The organism is Moorena sp. SIO3I8 (assembly GCF_010692325.1).
Taxonomy (GTDB): Bacteria; Cyanobacteriota; Cyanobacteriia; order Cyanobacteriales; family Coleofasciculaceae; genus Moorena.
The window spans coordinates 26,614-44,460 of the sequence record NZ_JAAHHW010000049.1 but is presented as its reverse complement, the minus strand read 5'-3'; the positions used below and the strand labels follow the sequence as shown (position 1 = coordinate 44,460).

Annotated in this window: 16 protein-coding genes and 1 tRNA gene; 11 read left to right on the top strand and 6 right to left on the bottom strand. The window is 44.5% G+C overall.

The features are described 5' to 3' along the window. Both F6K51_RS19290 and sufC read right to left on the bottom strand, forming a co-directional pair. Positions 1-1,132 (bottom strand): SufD family Fe-S cluster assembly protein (locus tag F6K51_RS19290; protein ID WP_293023019.1); only part of this gene is annotated, 1,132 nt, incomplete at its 3' end. Continuing rightward, complete coding sequence (gene sufC / locus F6K51_RS19285) at positions 1,132-1,920, bottom strand: Fe-S cluster assembly ATPase SufC (RefSeq protein WP_293023016.1); 789 nt, start codon at positions 1,918-1,920, stop codon at positions 1,132-1,134. The genes F6K51_RS19290 and sufC, both read right to left, overlap by 1 nt. 284 nt (positions 1,921-2,204) lie before the next feature. On the opposite strand from sufC, the gene F6K51_RS19280 reads away from it, so the two are divergent. Then, positions 2,205-2,393, top strand: a complete 189-nt coding sequence (locus F6K51_RS19280; RefSeq protein ID WP_293023013.1) for a hypothetical protein — start codon at positions 2,205-2,207, stop codon at positions 2,391-2,393. On the opposite strand, the gene sufB is transcribed toward F6K51_RS19280, so the two are convergent. Beyond that, positions 2,390-3,829 carry a Fe-S cluster assembly protein SufB gene (sufB, locus tag F6K51_RS19275; protein ID WP_075899490.1) on the bottom strand — a complete coding sequence of 480 codons (1,440 nt, stop codon included), beginning with the start codon at positions 3,827-3,829 and terminating at the stop codon, positions 2,390-2,392. The genes F6K51_RS19280 and sufB overlap by 4 nt on opposite strands. 392 nt (positions 3,830-4,221) lie before the next feature. Here sufB and sufR point away from each other — a divergent pair, with 392 nt between their 5' ends. The 3 genes from sufR (at position 4,222) to F6K51_RS19260 (ending at position 7,101) form a co-directional block, all read left to right on the top strand. Beyond that, entirely contained in the window at positions 4,222-4,887 is a 666-nt protein-coding gene (gene sufR / locus F6K51_RS19270) for an iron-sulfur cluster biosynthesis transcriptional regulator SufR (protein WP_293023008.1), read from the top strand. A 206-nt stretch (positions 4,888-5,093) separates the two neighbouring features. Continuing rightward, on the top strand, positions 5,094-5,351 hold the full coding sequence (locus F6K51_RS19265) for a hypothetical protein (RefSeq protein WP_293023005.1): 258 nt from the start codon (positions 5,094-5,096) through the stop codon (positions 5,349-5,351). 799 nt (positions 5,352-6,150) lie between these two features. Then, on the top strand, positions 6,151-7,101 hold the full coding sequence (locus tag F6K51_RS19260) for a hypothetical protein (RefSeq protein ID WP_293023003.1): 951 nt from the start codon (positions 6,151-6,153) through the stop codon (positions 7,099-7,101). A gap of 268 nt (positions 7,102-7,369) precedes the next feature. Here the strand turns inward: F6K51_RS19260 and F6K51_RS19255 are convergent, their stop codons facing one another. Beyond that, on the bottom strand, positions 7,370-9,940 hold the full coding sequence (locus tag F6K51_RS19255; RefSeq protein WP_293023001.1) for a HEAT repeat domain-containing protein: 2,571 nt from the start codon (positions 9,938-9,940) through the stop codon (positions 7,370-7,372). A gap of 749 nt (positions 9,941-10,689) precedes the next feature. Between F6K51_RS19255 and F6K51_RS19250 the strand changes: the two genes are divergently transcribed. The 6 genes from F6K51_RS19250 (at position 10,690) to F6K51_RS19225 (ending at position 15,627) form a co-directional block, all read left to right on the top strand. Beyond that, entirely contained in the window at positions 10,690-10,872 is a 183-nt protein-coding gene (locus F6K51_RS19250) for a DUF4278 domain-containing protein (protein ID WP_070392931.1), read from the top strand. 269 nt (positions 10,873-11,141) lie between these two features. Further along, positions 11,142-11,564, top strand: a complete 423-nt coding sequence (locus F6K51_RS19245; protein ID WP_075899478.1) for a DUF4278 domain-containing protein — start codon at positions 11,142-11,144, stop codon at positions 11,562-11,564. Positions 11,565-11,733: 169 nt separating this feature from the next. Continuing rightward, a complete protein-coding gene (gene acnB / locus F6K51_RS19240; RefSeq protein WP_293023028.1) occupies positions 11,734-14,343 on the top strand; it encodes a bifunctional aconitate hydratase 2/2-methylisocitrate dehydratase in 2,610 nt (869 codons plus the stop codon). Positions 14,344-14,590: 247 nt separating this feature from the next. Beyond that, the gene (locus F6K51_RS19235) at positions 14,591-14,917 is read left to right on the top strand and encodes a DUF433 domain-containing protein (RefSeq protein WP_293022996.1); all 327 of its coding nucleotides are present in this window, start codon (positions 14,591-14,593) and stop codon (positions 14,915-14,917) included. Between the two features lie 58 nt (positions 14,918-14,975). Then, positions 14,976-15,488: a hypothetical protein gene (locus tag F6K51_RS19230; protein WP_293022993.1), complete on the top strand. Its 513-nt coding sequence runs from the start codon at positions 14,976-14,978 to the stop codon at positions 15,486-15,488. Next, positions 15,457-15,627 carry a hypothetical protein gene (locus F6K51_RS19225; protein ID WP_293022990.1) on the top strand — a complete coding sequence of 57 codons (171 nt, stop codon included), beginning with the start codon at positions 15,457-15,459 and terminating at the stop codon, positions 15,625-15,627. The genes F6K51_RS19230 and F6K51_RS19225 overlap by 32 nt, the downstream gene beginning before the upstream one ends. Here F6K51_RS19225 and F6K51_RS19220 read toward each other — a convergent pair. After that, positions 15,609-15,681 (bottom strand) — tRNA-Phe (locus tag F6K51_RS19220). The two genes, F6K51_RS19225 and F6K51_RS19220, sit on opposite strands and share 19 nt — an antisense overlap. Positions 15,682-15,907: 226 nt before the next feature. Between F6K51_RS19220 and F6K51_RS19215 the strand changes: the two genes are divergently transcribed. Continuing rightward, the gene (locus tag F6K51_RS19215; protein WP_293022988.1) at positions 15,908-17,560 is read left to right on the top strand and encodes an AarF/ABC1/UbiB kinase family protein; all 1,653 of its coding nucleotides are present in this window, start codon (positions 15,908-15,910) and stop codon (positions 17,558-17,560) included. Here the strand turns inward: F6K51_RS19215 and F6K51_RS19210 are convergent. Then, entirely contained in the window at positions 17,529-17,714 is a 186-nt protein-coding gene (locus F6K51_RS19210) for a hypothetical protein (RefSeq protein WP_293022985.1), read from the bottom strand. The genes F6K51_RS19215 and F6K51_RS19210 overlap by 32 nt on opposite strands. Positions 17,715-17,847 lie beyond the last annotated feature (133 nt).

The window sequence follows — 17,847 nt, the reverse complement described above, 5'->3', positions numbered from 1 at the left end:
TATCAGCTGTAATCTCCAACTGAGGCTTGGTATCAACTCTAGCCTTCGGCGATAGCAACAAATTACGATTCAACTGAGCTGCATTGGTCAACTGGGCTGCTTGAGGAACAGAAACCTTACCATTAAACACCGCATGAGCACTACCATCTATAATGCACTTTTGCAGCTGATTACTGATCCCATTGGGATGATTCAACATCACCGCACTATGAGTATCTGCCAACTGTTGCTCACTAATCGCGGTCAAGCCATTTAGAATCGTTTCGGTCCCTTCACCCATCTGAAACACCTCCAGAGTATGGCGAGATAACTTCCCCCCAAAGGCTACCCCATGGGAACTATAAAAACTATTCCGAGCTTGTGCGATCGCACTCTTACCGACATGGAAAGCCTGGTTACTTTCCCCATCAACCCGGATATGAGTCACTCTGGCATTCTCCCCAACCCATACCTCGGTCACGGAATTGGTCAAATAAACACCCTGGGCGCTATTTTCCTCTTGACCTTGCCAATACTCTTCAACTAAACTCAGCTGACTACCGGCCTCCGCCACTACCAAACAACGGGGCTGAAACAGCCTAGGCACCCCATCAGCCATGGAAACAAACAGCAGATGAATGGGAACCGTCACCTCAGTATTCCTAGGCAACCAGATCACCGCCACATCAGTCAAACCAGCGGTATTGAGCAGGGTAAACACATCGGTTGCCCCCTGCTGCTTGCCCAAATAATCAGCAATTCCGCTCTGATACTCTGATGGCAACTCGGCCAAATTCCCCACAAACACCCCTTCAGGCAACCCAGCCAAAGACGATAGCTCGGGGGCATAAATCCCATTGACAAATACTAATCGGCTGTTAACCGCCTCTGGCAAAACTACCGGACTAATATCAATGGTGCTTGTATCAACAGCTACAGCACCCTCAAAGGTCTCCTGCAACAGTGGCGACAAATCCGTAAACCGCCATTCCTCATCTTTAGTGGTGGGAATCGCCAATTCCTGAGCAATCCCCCTAGCGTGGTTACTTAGCTCTTGTAACCAATCCATCTCAACTGGATTATCCTGGCGACATTGCTCTAGCAGTGCCGACAAATAAGAAACCTCCCGTTTTACAGAAACTTCCATAGTCATCAGACACTCACCTCAGCAGTCTCGTCTTCTAGCACCCAGTCATAACCACGGGATTCCAACTCTAGAGCCAACTCCTTGCTACCAGTCCTGAGGATACGGCCATCTGCCATCACATGAACAAAATCCGGCTCAATATAATTCAGTAAACGTTGGTAGTGAGTAATCAAAATCATCGCATTCTCGCTACTTGCCAATTGATTCACCCCATTGGCCACAATTTTGAGAGCATCAATATCCAAGCCAGAATCTGTTTCATCCAAAATCCCCAGCTTAGGTTCTAGAAGTGCCATTTGGAGAATCTCATTCCGCTTCTTTTCTCCTCCAGAGAAGCCTTCATTGAGACTACGCTCTAGAAAGCTGGGATTCATTTTAACAATTTCCAGCTTTTCTTCAACTAAATCCTCAAAATCAAATGTATCAATTTCTTCCAATCCCTTGTGCTTTCGACGGGAATTGTAAGCCACCCGCAAGAAATCCAAATTACTGACACCAGGAATTTCCAACGGATACTGAAACGCCAGAAATACTCCAGCCAAAGAGCGTTCCTCCGGTTCCATTTCTAACAGATTTTGCCCTAAGAAACTTACCTCGCCTCCCGTTACATCATAGGCAGGATGACCGGCTAATACCTTAGACAAAGTACTCTTCCCAGAACCATTTGGCCCCATAATCGCATGGATTTCTCCAGCTTTAACTTCCAGATTCAATCCCTTCAGAATCTGGTTACCATCCACATCTGCCGTCAAATCCCGAACAGACAATATTATTTCACTAGTTTCACTAATCATTTCGACTTGATAATAAATGCTTTATCCCAGAAGTGTTGTTATAAGGTTATCAGCTTTAAGGTTTAAGGTTGAATGTTGAATGTTAGCAGGTTAAAGGTTGAATGTTAGCAGGTTAAAGGTTGAATGTTACTAGGTTTAAGGTTTAAGGTTTAAGGTTGAATGTTACTAGGTTTAAGGTTTAAGGTTTAAGGTTGAATGTTACTAGGTTTGAGGTGGAAGGTTATCAGGTTGAATAATAGTTGAATTTGATCAGCTTTAACTTTGAACATCTTAATCTATAAACCTTGGCCAAAAGGCCACGCGTGCGCGTTCAACCTGCTAACAACCTTCAACCTTCAACCTCCCAACCTTCAACCTTCAACCTCCCAACCTTCAACCTTCAACCTCCCAACCTTCAACCTTCAACCTCCCAACCTTCAACCTTCAACATTCAACATTCAACATTCAACATTCAACCTGCTAACCTTAGTTAGCCCACTGTGCCTTCGAGCTTCAGGCTTAAAAGTTTATCTGCTTCAGCAGCAAATTCCATGGGAAGTTCATTGAAGACATCTTTACAGAAGCCACTCACCATCATGGAGATCGCATCTTCTTCTGAAATCCCTCGTTGAGCGAAGAAAAATAGCTGGTCTTCACCAATTTTAGAAGTCGAGGCTTCGTGTTCCACTTTGCCCATGTTGTTCTGGACTTGGATGTAAGGAAACGTATTCGCCTCAGCTGTATCCCCAATCAACATGGAATCACACTGGGAATAGTTTCGCGCACCCTTGGCCTTCGGACCAATTTTCACTAGACCCCGGTAGCTATTTTTGGACTTACCAGCAGAAATCCCCTTAGAAATGATGGTGCTGCGAGTATTTTTACCGATATGTACCATCTTGGTACCTGTGTCCGCTTGTTGGAGATTGTTGGTTAGAGCAACAGAGTAGAATTCACCAATGGAATTATCACCCACTAGGACGCAACTGGGATACTTCCAAGTAATAGCAGAACCAGTTTCTACCTGAGTCCAGGAAATCTTTGAATTTACTCCCTTGCACAATCCCCGCTTGGTAACAAAGTTGTAAATCCCACCTTTACCATTTTTATCCCCAGCGAACCAGTTTTGCACTGTGGAGTATTTAATCTCAGCATTGTCCAGGGCAACCAGTTCCACCACAGCTGCGTGCAGCTGGTTACTATCGTACATCGGCGCAGTGCAGCCTTCTAGGTAACTAACATTGCTGCCTTCTTCCGCCACAATTAGGGTACGCTCGAACTGTCCAGTATCTCCATTATTAATCCGGAAATAGGTGGACAGTTCCATTGGGCACTTGACTCCTTTGGGAATATAGACAAAGGAACCATCACTGAAAACAGCAGAATTGAGAGCAACAAAGTAATTATCTGCCACAGGAACAACACTACCCAGGTATTTTCGCACTAACTCTGGGTGTTCTTGCAACGCTTCCGAAATCGAGCAGAAAATTACTCCCGACTCAGCCAGCTTGTCTTTGAAGGTAGTGGCGATCGAGACACTATCAAAGATGGCATCCACTGCTACATTAGCCAGCCGCTTTTGCTCAGATAGGGAAATGCCTAATTTATCAAAGGTTTCCAGTAAAGCTGGGTCAACTTCGTCCAGGCTATTGAGTTTTTCCTTCTTCTGTTTGGGTGCTGAGTAGTAGATAATCTTTTGGTAATCAATGGGAGGATAGGTGACATGGGGCCAGGTTGGCTCGGTCATTTTCTGCCATTGTCGATACGCCTTTAGGCGAAACTCCAGCATGAACTCAGGTTCGTTTTTCTTAGCGGAAATCAGACGGATAATATCCTCATTGAGTCCGCGAGGAATGGTATCCGCTTCAATATCTGTGACAAAGCCGTACTTATAGGGCTGGTTGACTAATGTCTTGACAGTGGCAGTCATCGATTTAGTGCTCTCTTATCATTAAGGATTCAACAGAGTTACAAACACAGTGATAGCTTGTTCGCCTTTGACTTTCCCGTAGAGTAGGTTGGCAGCTTGGAAGGTTAGAGGTTGTAGACTGCGGGTAGCGACTGCATCAAGACAGCGGCTTGCTTTTATCGCCGGTTACAACTAAAATCCATAGCTTCCTCATGCCCACGGGATGTGATCTGGTTACTGGGTGGATTAAAACAACGTTTTTGTTGTTTAACTCTATTCTAGGTTATATTAACAACAAACATGTTGTTAAAGTCAAGAGAATTTAGATTAAATAGAAATAACGGTACCGACAAGCACCAAAGGGAAGCCTGAGTGCCCTTCCCCTGTTACCCAATTCCCCAACTCCTAAGCCCATGATGCCTACTCAGCAAACTTCCACCAAGCGAGACATCCTACAATATCTCCTCAAACAGGATCGAGCAAGAGCCCAGGAGTTAGCCACAGCCATAGGGGTTAGCGCCCAAGCTATTCGACGTCATCTCAAAGAATTGGAGGCAGAAGGGCTAATTGAGTACAAAGCTGTTCAAATTGGTATGGGGCGTCCTCAACATATCTATCACCTCTCTCACAAAGGACGCGATCGCTTTCCCCATCATTACGGAGAGTTTTCCGTTTCCCTGCTCGATACCATGACAGAAACCTTGGGTCGTGAACAGACTAGCACGATTTTACAAAAGCAATGGCAACGTAAAGCTCAAGAATACCGGGAGTGTATCGGGAATGGTACAGTGGGAGAGCGAGTAGCCAAGTTGGTAGAACTACGTAGACTAGAAGGTTATATGGCAGAGTGGCACACCCTAGAATCAGGTAATTTAAATAATGGGGTTAGTGAGCAGTATATTTTAACTGAATACAATTGTGCTATTTCCAACGTTGCCGAATCTTACCCCAGTGTCTGTGGTCATGAACTGGAAATGTTTGCCGCCGTATTGCCAGATTGTACAGTGGAGCGTACTCACTGGCTCAATAATGGAGAGCATCAGTGTGGCTATTTAATCAAAGCGCCAGCAAATAACTAACATGCCAATAACTAAGCCTGTAAGCTTAAGCGCTACGCGCACGCTACTTGAGGTGCCGTCAGCCTTCAGCTGTCAGCCTTTGGCCACAAGCCTTTGGCTAATAGCACCTCAACTAGCTTGCGTGGCACAGGCTTCTAGCCTGTGACATAGTGCATTAGCTGATAGCTGATAGCTTAAAAGTTATGTAGTCAACCTTGAAAACCCTTATGGCTGATTCCCAGCAATCCTCAATCCAATTCTTAACTCCGGAAGAATCCGCTGATGTAGACCAAGCATTGCTCTCTTCCCCAGAGAAATTCTTAACTCGTTTAACGATTTCCTCCCTCAGACTGTTGAAGCATATTTCACAAGATACTGGGGTGGCAATGGAAGAGTTGACCCATCAGCAGATCATCGATTGGTTTGAGAAGGATAGTAAGATTCGGCGAGAACAAGGGGTTGAGGCAGCATTTTTGAAATGGTAATTAGAAGTGATTCATTGGACTTGATATAATCGGTTGTTTGTTCATAGTTTACTGCCTAGTACTGTTGACAAACAAACCTCAACAAAACCTAATCAAAAATCAGTAATTTAAAGCTTATTCATAAAATAAATATTAAATCCTTTGGGTGCGTTAATAATTTTTAAAGCACTTATATAATATAGTTCCTCTGGGACTAATTTTAGTCCTGTCACTAGTAAAAACTTACCAATGGTCTACGCTATCAAGCGCCCTACAGCGATTTAATCTTTTCTTTATAAATTACAGTATAGAATAGTATAGAGTATTTTGGTTAAAATTAGTGATCAATATCACATAGATAGATTGTCATAAATCACAGTCTTGCGTGATCTAAATCGATGAAATGGATTTAAGTTACCGCTAGCATTCTTAGGTCAGCTGTTAATACTCAAGGAAACGGTGCATCATGAATACTCAACAAATTCGCTTCGCAGCCATCACGATTTTAGATATTATTGCTCTATTGTTCACAGTCCCCATCATCATCGGATTATTATCAAAAATTCTTTAAGTCTCAGGAACTATGTCTTAGGAATGATGAACGATGAATCGGCACATACATACACATACATAATAGACACATAAGACACATAAGATACAGAATTTAACAATTCTGCATTAATCGTTTTGCAAGTACAAGCCCCTAACTCCTAGCATGGGTTATCATTATTAATCATTAATTATTCATAGTTCCCTGAGCACTGTCGCGACCAGTAGCATTCTTAGTTCAGTTAATTTTAGATATCAAATAAATCTGAAAATGATCACTTTAAATGTAATCAATAAAGTAATCAATAAATTTCAAAATCTGCTCTTGACCGGAATAATAGTGAGTGTGGGGTTGTGGGCAATACCAGTATCAGCACAAGTAGAGGATGAGCAAGTCAACGCTCTGGTAGAAGCACTGCGGCTTTCGGCACCACCCAATCGTCCCAATGACGGCATGTACAGCGAGTGGCAAGTTTTACCGGCCATTATCCCGAGCTGGACATCTCAATGTGCAGGACAGGCCATGACACCTGCACAATTTGAAGCCGACCCGGCAACAGCACGCAGTGTTGTGGCTTGTATCATCAGACGGGAACTGGATATTGAATTGACAGATAGTGGCAACAATGAAATGATTGCTGTTCGCCGTACCGCCTGTTGGTGGATGACAGGAAAACCCTCTGGCTGCAACAGTGGCGCAACTGCTGACTATGTCCAGAGAGTCATGGGCTTTTATCAGCAGCCCCATAGGTCAACACCAGTATTCGCACAAGTAGAGGATCAGCAAGTCAACACTCTTGATCCGCAAGTCAACACTCTTGATCCGCAAGTCAATGCTCTGGTAGAAGCACTGCGGCTTTCGGCACCACCCAATCGTCCCAATGATGGCATGTACAGCCAGTGGCAAGTTTTACCCGCCATTATCCCGAGCTGGACATCTCAATGTACAGGACAGGCAATGACTCCTGCACAATTTGAAGCGGACCCGACCACAGCACGCAGTGTTGTGGCTTGTATCATCAGACGGGAACTGGATATTGAATTGACAGATAGTGGCAACAATGAAATGATTGCTGTTCGCCGTACCGCCTGTTGGTGGATGACAGGAAAACCCTCTGGCTGCAACAGTGGCGCAACTGCTGACTATGTCCAGAGAGTCATGGGCTTTTATCAGCAGTATAGGTCGAGTCAAGCAGTAGTCCCACTAGCCTGGAAATTCTAGTCGCTGTTGACCCTTAACCTTTAACCTTCTTAGAATTTAGAATTTAGAATTTAGAATTAATAAATTATAATTTAGAATTTAGAATTTAGAATTTAGAATTTAGAATTCTGACCAACAACCTTCACCCTTCAACCTTCAATTTTAAACCTTTAACCTTCAACCTTCAATTTTAAACCTTTAACCTTCAACATTCAACATTCAACCTTCAACCTTCAACCTTCAACCTTCAAACTTAACCCTTCAACCTTCAACCTTCAAACTTAACCCTTCATGCCGCTTGTCGGGACAACAACAGTTGAACAAAAGTATCACTAACTGTATGGTCTTTAGTATTCGCTGCGTATTTAATTAAGGTTTCCCGCAAGCGCCAAGCAGCATTCCACGGCAGTAGAGTTGCCAAGAGGAAGTACACACCGCGAAACCTAGGGTCACTGATATGCTTGTTTGGCAAATCATTTCCCTCACCTAGAAAGGTCTGCACGATGAAAAAGTCCTGGATTTTGTCGTGGCGGAAATACCATTCTTTTCGATCATTGCCTTCATGGTCAACAAACAGACGGGACAAAACCATTTTGTGGCGTTCGATGCAAATCAGTTCTTCAAACCATTTCTCAGCTGGTATAGCTACCTCATCTTGCAAGCGCATCTGGTAAACTGTCTCAGCAAATGCCTCTAGGGGAAATTTTCTCAGATAGAGTTGTTCATACTCCTGAGCCATATATTGATACTGCTGTTGCTGCAAATTCAGCAAGTCTGGTTTCTGCCCATGGGCTATCATCTGAGCCACTATGGTCAGGTCCATAGGGTTAGACAGCATCCGACGCACAGCTCTGTGTTCTTCTTCTGATTGGTACTGATGTAAAACGGTGTCAATATACTTTTCGCAGGCTTGTTTGTACTTTATACCCGAGATGGGAGCATCTGGGGGCATAATTTTATAGCGCGATAGTAAAAATTTCTCAATCTGCTTAGGTTTCAATGGTTGCAGTACATAGGTTGTAGCGCAAGAGGGGGTCTGCCACTCCATGGATTGGGTCCCGATGATAATATTGCCCTTGAAGTAACTTTCCACAAAAGTGGTAATCATCGCTCGTGTGTCTGGAGTGACTTCATTGAGTCCATCAATACAGATATCAATGGCATCACTGTAAATCAGGTCTCGCAAGAAACCAGAGTCTTGGGCGAATCCATGAAGTTTTGCTTGAATCGCTTCGATCACGCCATTAGCGCATTTCTCAGCAGGTAAATAGACGATGATCCGCTTAGATGATTTCACTAAGTGCCGTAGAAACATCGATTTCCCTAATCCTGATTCTCCTTCCAGGACAATGGGTAATTCCAGATCCGGTATTGCTTCTTGAATGGGTTGCGTTATACTTCTTCCCTGGGGCTGGACTTCCAAGTTAGGAAAGTAAGCTTGTTCATCAAAGTTTTCTAAATCTGCATCTGACAGCAAGGATTCCTGGAAGGGGGCAAATAACTTCGAGCGTAGAAAGGGAATCCAAGTTAGGGCTATGCCTACGTACCCCAGTCCAAAAAACTTCCGCACCGAGGGATTCCAAAAGAAGATAGCTTGGACTTGGGGGGATTTGGGATAAACCAGTATTAGTCCAAACCAAAACAGCATATGAGTTAGCCAGATAATCACCCCTTTGCTAAAAATTTTCTGATAACTACGAGAATCCTGTTCTTGCTGGAGATTATCAAGACCACCACGCACGGTTTCGATCCATCTATCCTGGAAAATTTTCTCCGTGTCTTGCTCTAGCCTTTGAATAACTGTTTCAAATTCCAGTATGGATTGTTCCAATTGCACTTTGGTGAGCTGCTTCCTCTGTTTTCCAACCTTAGAAGAAATTTCGACAACGGCAGAGAGGGCGGAATAGCGAACATCGATAGATTCATCTTTGAAAAAGACATCTATTAGGTCAGGGACAGCCTGAACCCCTTCCGTTCCCATCTTTCCTAGAGCAGAGGCGGCATAATAGCGAACATAGACTGAGTTATCCTCAAGCAACTCAATTAATAGAGGCAGAGCATCCTTAGCTGCCTCTCCAATTTCCCCTAGTACCTCGGTAGCGCGAATCCGGATCAGGACAGATTTATCGTTCCTGAGTCGCTCAATGAGCTGGGGAACAACATCTTTAGTTTTCTCGGCAATCTGCTCTAGGGCATTGATGCTAGTCATACGAACCGAGAATGTTTCATCCTTTAGCGCTTCAATCAGGTAAGGTACAGCTGACTTGGCTGCCTCTTTTTTATTCCCTAGGGCATAAGCAGCGTTAGCACGAACCTGAGCAGATTGGTCATTCCTCAAGGCTTCAATTAGGTGAGGTACAGCCTCATGGGTTTTCTTTCCCAAGTTCCCTAAGGCATAAGCACCATTGGCGCGAACTTCAGCAGATTCATCCTTAAGTGCATCAATCAGATCAGGGATAGCTTCATAAGATGCTTCTCCCATCAATCCCAGAGCAGCAGAGGCTTTGGCACGAACTGTCGCCGACTCATCGTTCCTTAGGGCTTTAATCAACCAAGGGACAGCTTGATCCGCTTCCTCTCCTATACTCCACAGAGCAACAGCAGCTCCCTCCCGAACTGCAGCAGATTTATCCGTCTTCAGGGCTTCAATCAGTAAATAGACAGATTTTGGACCACATTGGACTATAGCTTCTTTAGCGGTTGTATTGTTTATATCGTTGAATCTGGCGATATTAGTCTTAATCTCTGCTTGAGTACACCCTTGAGCTAAGGCAGGACTACAGGGCAGCAGTAGCAATGAGCAGCCCAGTAAAAACACCTTGAGCACTGAGGAAGTGGGTTGTTTTATGCACCTAATCATAGAAGTTCTCCAAGGTTTCGTTAGTATAGATACAAGAATCTCTTCAAAAATCCAGTTTTATGTCTCTCAAGGGCTATAAAAGTACCCTTGGGGGTACTCTTGAAGATTCCCCACTCCCTGATATAGCGCTACGCTTAGCGTCAGAAGTCAGAAGTCAGAAGTCAGAAGTAAACTAGACTCACGTTTCGGAGTTTAGGAGCGATGCAGCGCGGTCTTGGGGAGGCAGCGCTGATAGCTTACTGTTTTAAATATTAAGTTTTAGGAATATTAAGTTTTAGAAATATTAAGTTTTAGGCATTAATACTCAAGAATTAATACTTAAGTATTAATTCTTGAGTATTAGGGACAAGAGGCGTAGTTGAGGGCTTCCGTGCTTTCCGAGGAGCTAGCAAACTTGGTCAGAACCTCCTTAGCCTATAACCTGAATCACTGGATAGGATCTAATTTGGTTTTTTTTTCTTAACATTTGACTTTTTTGGAAAAAAGTGTCAAAATAGATACAGAAATAAAAATTGGAATTGAATAAACACTGAGGTCTCTGTCGGCTCAGTGGCTCTCAACTCAGATGTCCTGAAGTAGATCAGCCGTAGAGAATCCAAGAAAGTAATACCTAGGGCAGGCTTGCCTAACCCTTAGACAGAATTCCTCACCTGGCCAAGCAACTTATTAAGCAATTCTTGGCCAAGCAACTTATTAAGCAATTCCATTAAGCAATCTCATTAAGCAATCCAATCGGAGGTATTCGAGCAATGAAACTTTCTTACCGAGGTGTTAGTTATCAAAGTGAACCATCTACCCTAGAAGTATCTGAAGGGGAAATTGGTGGAACTTACCGGGGTCATAGCTGGAAAGTTCACCGGATTAAGCATAATCCTTGGCGTAAATCATCGGCTAACATGACCTATCGTGGTGTTAGCTATAAAAGAGGGTAGCTCTTTGTATAACTAGTTTTGTTTGAGTCAAAAAGTGCTGGGTGCTGGGTGCGTCAAGACCTCAGGGCTGAGTAAACATTGATCACATATTACTCAATACTAAACATTTCAGTACTAAACATTTCGGTACTCAGCATTTCGGTACTCAGCATTCTAGTACTCAAGATTTCATTACTCAATATTTCAGTACTCAACATTATTCAAAGCACTCAAGACTATTGAAAAAAGTAGTCTGATCTTATTATTAGTCAATCGGAGGGGTAATAGATATGAAACTTAGGTATCGTGGTGTAAGTTACGACGCTGAACCCTCTCTACTAGAAGTGAGAGAGGGTGAAATTGGTGGCACTTATCGGGCTCAGAATTGGAGAGTTCACTATCCCAGACACATGCCTGAACCGCCACCGGTAAATCATCTGAAATGGCGTGGTGTTTCTTACTGCACTGGTAATGCAACTGTAACTAATACTGTCGCTGATTCTCAACCAATGGCTAAATCGATTTCTACTGTAGCGGCAAAGACATCGATTGCTCGCCACCGGCTGCAAAAAGTCTTGAATGAGAGCAGAAAAGTTCATCTGGCTACGATGCGCCAAACTTTGGAACATCGTCTAGAGGTAGCTAAAGCTAACGGTGATCAGAATTTGGTCAGGCTTCTAGAAGATGAGTCAAAGCAGATGCAGCCTATCTAGTGAGTTAACCCAGATACTCTCACAACTCTCTAACATCAGACACGGCGATCCATAGCGATCGCTTTTTTGATGCTTTGATTTTTGATGCTTTGATGACTTGCCACACTCTGGTAGGGCAATATTTTGTAACAATTGTCTTACATGAAGCCCGCGCACAGGTAAATCTATGATGCTGAACTCTTATCGTGAACACCTAGCTGAACGGGGAGCTAAAGGAATTCCTCCCCTACCCCTAAGTGCTGAGCAAACATCCCAACTTTGTGAACTGCTGCAAAATCCACCAGCTGGGGAAGAAGAAGCATTAATGGCTATGTTACGCGATCGCATTCCCCCTGGAGTGGATGAAGCAGCTTATGTCAAAGCCGGGTTTTTAACTGCGATCGCAAAAGCAGAACTCACTAGTCCCCTAATTTCCCCCCAGGGTGCTGTAGACCTATTGGGTACTATGGTCGGAGGCTACAATGTCCAATCCCTAGTTGAGTTACTCCAGTCTGATCAGACCACCTTAGTAGCCGAAGCCGCTACTGCCCTAAGTAAGACATTACTTGTCTTTGATGCCTTCAATGATGTTCTAGAAATTTCCGATATCAATCCTTACGCCAAGCAAGTCATCGATGCTTGGGCCAATGCTGCTTGGTTCATCGGGCGTCCCAAACTACCGGAAGCAGTTACTGTGACTGTATTTAAGGTACCCGGAGAAACCAATACCGATGACTTATCCCCGGCCACTCACGCCACCACTCGCCCAGATATTCCGTTACATGCCTTGGCCATGTTGGAATCTCGGATACCGTCGGCTTTAGATACTATTGCTAAATTAAAACAAAACGGGTATCCTGTGGCTTATGTTGGGGATGTTGTTGGTACTGGTTCATCCCGGAAATCCGCAATTAATTCCTTACTTTGGCATATCGGTGAAGATATCCCCTATGTTCCCAATAAGCGAGCTGGGGGATATATCTTAGGTGGCAAAATTGCCCCGATCTTCTTCAACACTGCTGAAGATTCTGGTGCATTGCCCATTGAGTGCGATGTTTCAAAAATGGAAACTGGGGATGTGATTACTATCCATCCCTACAATGGTGAAATCACTAACCAAGCTGGGGAAGTCATTTCCACCTTTACCCTCAAACCCGATACGATCCTCGATGAAGTCCGTGCTGGTGGACGGATTCCGTTACTGATTGGGCGATCGCTTACGGATAAAACCCGGGAAGCCTTGGGATTAGAACCAAGTCCCCTGTTTACCCGTCCAAGCATACCAGAAGATACAGGCAAAGGCTTCACCTTAGCCCAGAAGATGGTCGGTAAAGCCTGTGGCTTACCGGGTGTTCGTCCAGGTAGCTCTTGCGAACCGATCATGACTACAGTTGGTTCCCAGGATACCACAGGACCCATGACTCGGGATGAATTAAAAGAACTGGCTTGTCTTGGTTTCAGTGCCGACCTAGTCATGCAAAGCTTCTGCCATACTGCTGCTTATCCCAAGCCCGTTGATGTCAAAGTCCATAAACAATTGCCCGACTTCTTTGCCTCTCGTGCTGGTGTAGCCTTGCGTCCTGGGGATGGCATTATCCACTCTTGGTTGAACCGGATGTTATTACCTGATACCGTAGGCACTGGTGGAGACTCTCACACCCGTTTCCCCCTAGGCATTTCCTTCCCTGCCGGTTCTGGATTAGTGGCCTTTGGTGCCGCTTTGGGAGTCATGCCCTTAGATATGCCCGAATCTGTGTTAGTGCGGTTCAAAGGTGAATTGCAACCAGGGGTAACATTGCGGGATATTGTCAATGCTATTCCCTATGTGGCTATTCAACAAGGGTTGCTGACGGTAGAGAAGAAGAATAAGAAAAATGTCTTCTCGGGACGGATTATGGAAATAGAAGGATTGCCCGATTTGAAAGTTGAGCAAGCCTTTGAACTTACTGACGCTAGTGCAGAACGGTCTTGTGCTGGCTGTACCATTAAGCTAGGAGTAGAAACAGTATCTGAGTATTTGCGTTCCAATATCGCCCTACTGAAAAATATGGTGGCACGAGGCTATAACGATGCCCGTACGATCATGCGTCGAGTGGCCAAGATGGAAGAATGGTTGGCAAATCCGGTACTGATGGAAGCAGATCCAGATGCAGAGTATGCTGAAATTATCGAGATTGACTTGAATGAAATCACTGAGCCGATTGTAGCGGCTCCCAATGACCCAGATAATGTGAAATTGTTGTCTGAAGTCGCAAGCGATCGCATTGATGAAGTCTTCATTGGGTCTTGCATGACCAATATTGGACACTACCGTGCCGCTGCCAAAGTCCTAGAAGGGGAACCCCCTGTTAGCACTCGGTTGTGGATTTGTCCCCCTACCCGGATGGATGAGAAACAACTCAAAGAAGAAGGGGTTTACGGTATCTTTGGCATAGCTGGTGCCCGGACTGAAATGCCTGGATGTTCCCTGTGCATGGGGAATCAAGCTCGGGTTGCTGATAAAGCCACCGTATTCTCTACCTCTACTCGTAATTTTAATAATCGTATGGGTAAAGGTGCCCGAGTCTATTTGGGTTCTGCTGAATTAGCAGCAGCTTGTGCCTTGTTAGGTCGGATTCCCAGCGCTGAAGAGTATCAGTCAATTGTAGCCGAGAAAATTAATCCCTTTGCTAGTGATTTGTATCAGTATTTGAATTTTGATCAAATCGCTGGATTTGAAGATGAAGGACGGGTGATTCCTATCGAAGAAATGCCCAAGATTGAAGATATTTTAGGCATCCCAGCGGGAACCCTTAAGTAGATTAGTTTAGTTTAGTTTAGCTGAATAATCGGGTGAGCTTTTGGGTTCACCCGATTATTTTTATCACTTATATCAAGGTTGGTTGAACACTTATAATTAGTAGATAAAAGGGAACAGGGAACAGGGAACAGGGAACAGGGGATAAGGAGGAAGATTACCTACCAAAAGTAAGGTATATTTTTTGAGAAGTGATTCTATTAACATGATATTATACTAAGATCAGATTTATAGCAAAGGATTGACTTCTGTGATACTTCAAGACTTAGAGCAAAAACTTCTTGCCCTTAGCCCTAGTGAAAAAGTGCAGGTTATTCAGTTACTGGCTCAAAGTCTCACAAACAATTGGCAAGGAATTGAGAAAAACCCTAGAGTTTGTGGGGGGGAAGCTTGTATTGCCAATACTCGTATTACGGTCTGGGTAATTGTAGAAGCTCGTCGTCTTGGATACAGTGATGGTGACCTTTTAACAAGTTATCCAACAATTACAGCTGCTGATTTAGCCAATGCTTGGGTATACGCAAAAGCTCACCCCGATGAAATCGAAATAGCGATTGAGCGCAATGAGGTAGCCTAGTAGATGGCACGTTTTTACGCAGAAGAAGTTAGGCGAGGTAAAACCCCTCATAACAACAATGCTTGACTTGACTAAAATCCAATCCCTTGCTGAATCGTATTCTCCCCAAGAACTATTTGCTGCTTTAGTTTGGCAGCGCCGATTCAATGAGTTTGATGGCCCAGAAGTTATTACTGACCTTTCCAAGCACAGAGATTTATGGGCAAGCTTTCTGTTTACCAAACCAGTCTTTGCCCCAGATGAACATGGGTTAAGTTTTGGTGGTTTGCTAGATACCCTGCTGGCAATGGCAAACTATCGTCCAATGCCAGATAGCAGCATTATTCATTTTGTGGCCTATCCAGCAGATACCCTATACATACTTGCAGAAAATCAAGATACCAAAGTTTCCCAACTAATCGATTTGGGTAAAAAATGGCGAGCTGACTCGGTAGAGGTAACTGATGGCACAAACGAAGAGTATAGTTACCGACTCAAACGCCGATTAAGATATCGATACGAAGGGGCATTATGGGGAGACGGTATTCAACGTGATCGCGATGCAGTTGTTGTTTGCTATTGGTGGGATTGAAGTCTATTTAAGCTATCAGCAATCAGCCACACAGGATTTTTCCCCGATTCCCGATTCCCGATTCCCGATTCCCGATTCCCTAAAACCCAAGAATTTGCAACTCACCCAATTTAAAGAAGATGCCAGGAGGCGGACTTGAACCGCCGACACGAGGATTTTCAGTCCTCTGCTCTACCAGCTGAGCTATCCCGGCTTGTCTTTTTTTGGCTTGTCTTTTTTGACGCCTTATTAAGTCTAACAAACCTAGTCTGGATTGGCAAGTAGATCAGAAATTTTTTTTTTGTGCGATCCAGCTTCAATTTTTGTCCCCTGTTCCCTATTCCCTGCTCCCTGCTCCCTGCTCCCTATTCCCTGCTCCCTATTCCCCACTTTGCCGCGAAGTCTAGTATATAACCAAATGACTCAACCACCCTCAGCGAATGTTTTCCCTAACTCAAACCAGTACCCGCCAGCGAGAAATCCTAGAAGTTGTCTTCCGAAACGGTTGGGATTACATGCGAGGACTCCTAACGGGCAACAAAAATAATGACGAACCTCAACTCCCCCCTCCTGCTGTCCTTCGCAACATTTTAATCAATTTAGGTCCGGTGTACGTTAAGTTAGGACAACTTCTGTCTACCCGTCCCGACCTATTACCAGGAGCCTATGTGGAAGTCCTGACTGACTTGCAAGCCAATGTACCACCAGTAGCCTGGAGTGAAATAGAAACCCTACTACAGCAAGAACTAGCACAGCCAATCTCAGAAACCTTTACGACTATCAATCCCCAAGCCATTGCTGCTGGTTCCATTGGTCAAGTCCATCGGGCTACCCTCAAAAATGGTCAAGAGGTGGCCCTGAAAGTGCAACGTCCTGGGATTGACCAGATAGTTGCCCAAGATATTGCTATCATTAGAGGCTTAGCAGAGTTAGTGTCTCTGACGGAATTTGGTAAGACTTACGATATCGTTGCCATAGCCGATGAATTTGTTACTGCCCTAGAAGCAGAACTGGATTTTACCCAAGAAGCTAACTATACCGATAAACTCCGCAGTAATCTATCCAATAGCCGCTGGTTCGATTCCCAGCAATTAGTGATACCAAAGATTTACTGGGATTTGACCAGCCAAAAGCTACTTACCATTGAGTGGCTGGAAGGGGCACCTCTGCTATCGGCGCAATTATCACAAACTAGAGAGGGCAAAGATACCCAGACCCAGCGACGGGAAATTACCACCCTGTTATTTCGGGCTTTTTTCCAGCAGGTTTACATCGATGGCTTCTTCCATGCTGACCCCCATCCCGGAAACATATTTTATCTGAGGGATGGTCGCGTCGCTTTATTAGACTGTGGGATGATTGGACGCTTAGACCCCCGCAGCCAACAGATTTTGACGGAGATGCTCTTAGCAATTGTAGATTTAGATGGCAAGCGATGTGCTCAGTTAACCCTACAACTATCTGAAGCCGGTGAGTCGGTCAATTTATCTGGCCTGGAAAATGACTATGACCGCATGCTGCGCAAGTATTACAACCGAAGCCTCTCCAAAATCAACTTTAGTGAAGTGTTTTATGAGATACTGCAAGTCTCGCGCAATAATAAAATCCGCTTACCCGGTAATATGGGTTTATATGCCAAAACCCTAGCTAACTTGGAAGGGGTTACCCGTGGATTTTATCCTGAAATTAACCTGATCGACCAAATCACCCCCCTGATTACGGAAGTGTTTCGGCGTCAACTCCTGGGAGATAATCCATTACAAACCCTTCTGAGAACGGTTTTGGATCTCAAAAGCCTGTCATTGCGATCGCCTTCTCAAATCGAATTATTCTTAAACCGGGTCAGTTCCGAAACCCTGAAGTGGAATATTACCGTCCCAGAGCTAGACAAACTACGTTACAGTATCGATGATTCCGCTAATCGACTCTCCTTCAGTATTGTAGTCGGTTCCCTGATTGTGGGTGCAGCAATTGTGGCCTCAGGAAGCCAAACTCCCCAGATTTCTGTGGTTACTAATATCCTGTTTGCTGCTGCTAGTTTTTTAGGATTGTGGCTGATTGTTAGTATTTTGCGTTCGGGAAGGTTACGGTAATTTGATAAGGGAGTAGGGAGTAGGGAGTAGGGAGTAGGGAGTAGGGAATCGGGAATCGGGAATCGGGAACAGTTGCGTAGGGTGCGTTAGGGACGGGCTCGCCCTCATTTTCTGCCTCGTAGCCAGTGTTGCGATAGCCCGTCCCGTAACGCACCGTGAAAGTTGGGATAGCAGTAGGGAGTATTCAGCGGTCAGCTATCAGCTTGTAGGGTGGGCAAAAACCGTTTGGTTGTTTTGAGTATTAATGATTAGATTACTTTGCCCACCCTACTTTAATTGCTATTTTT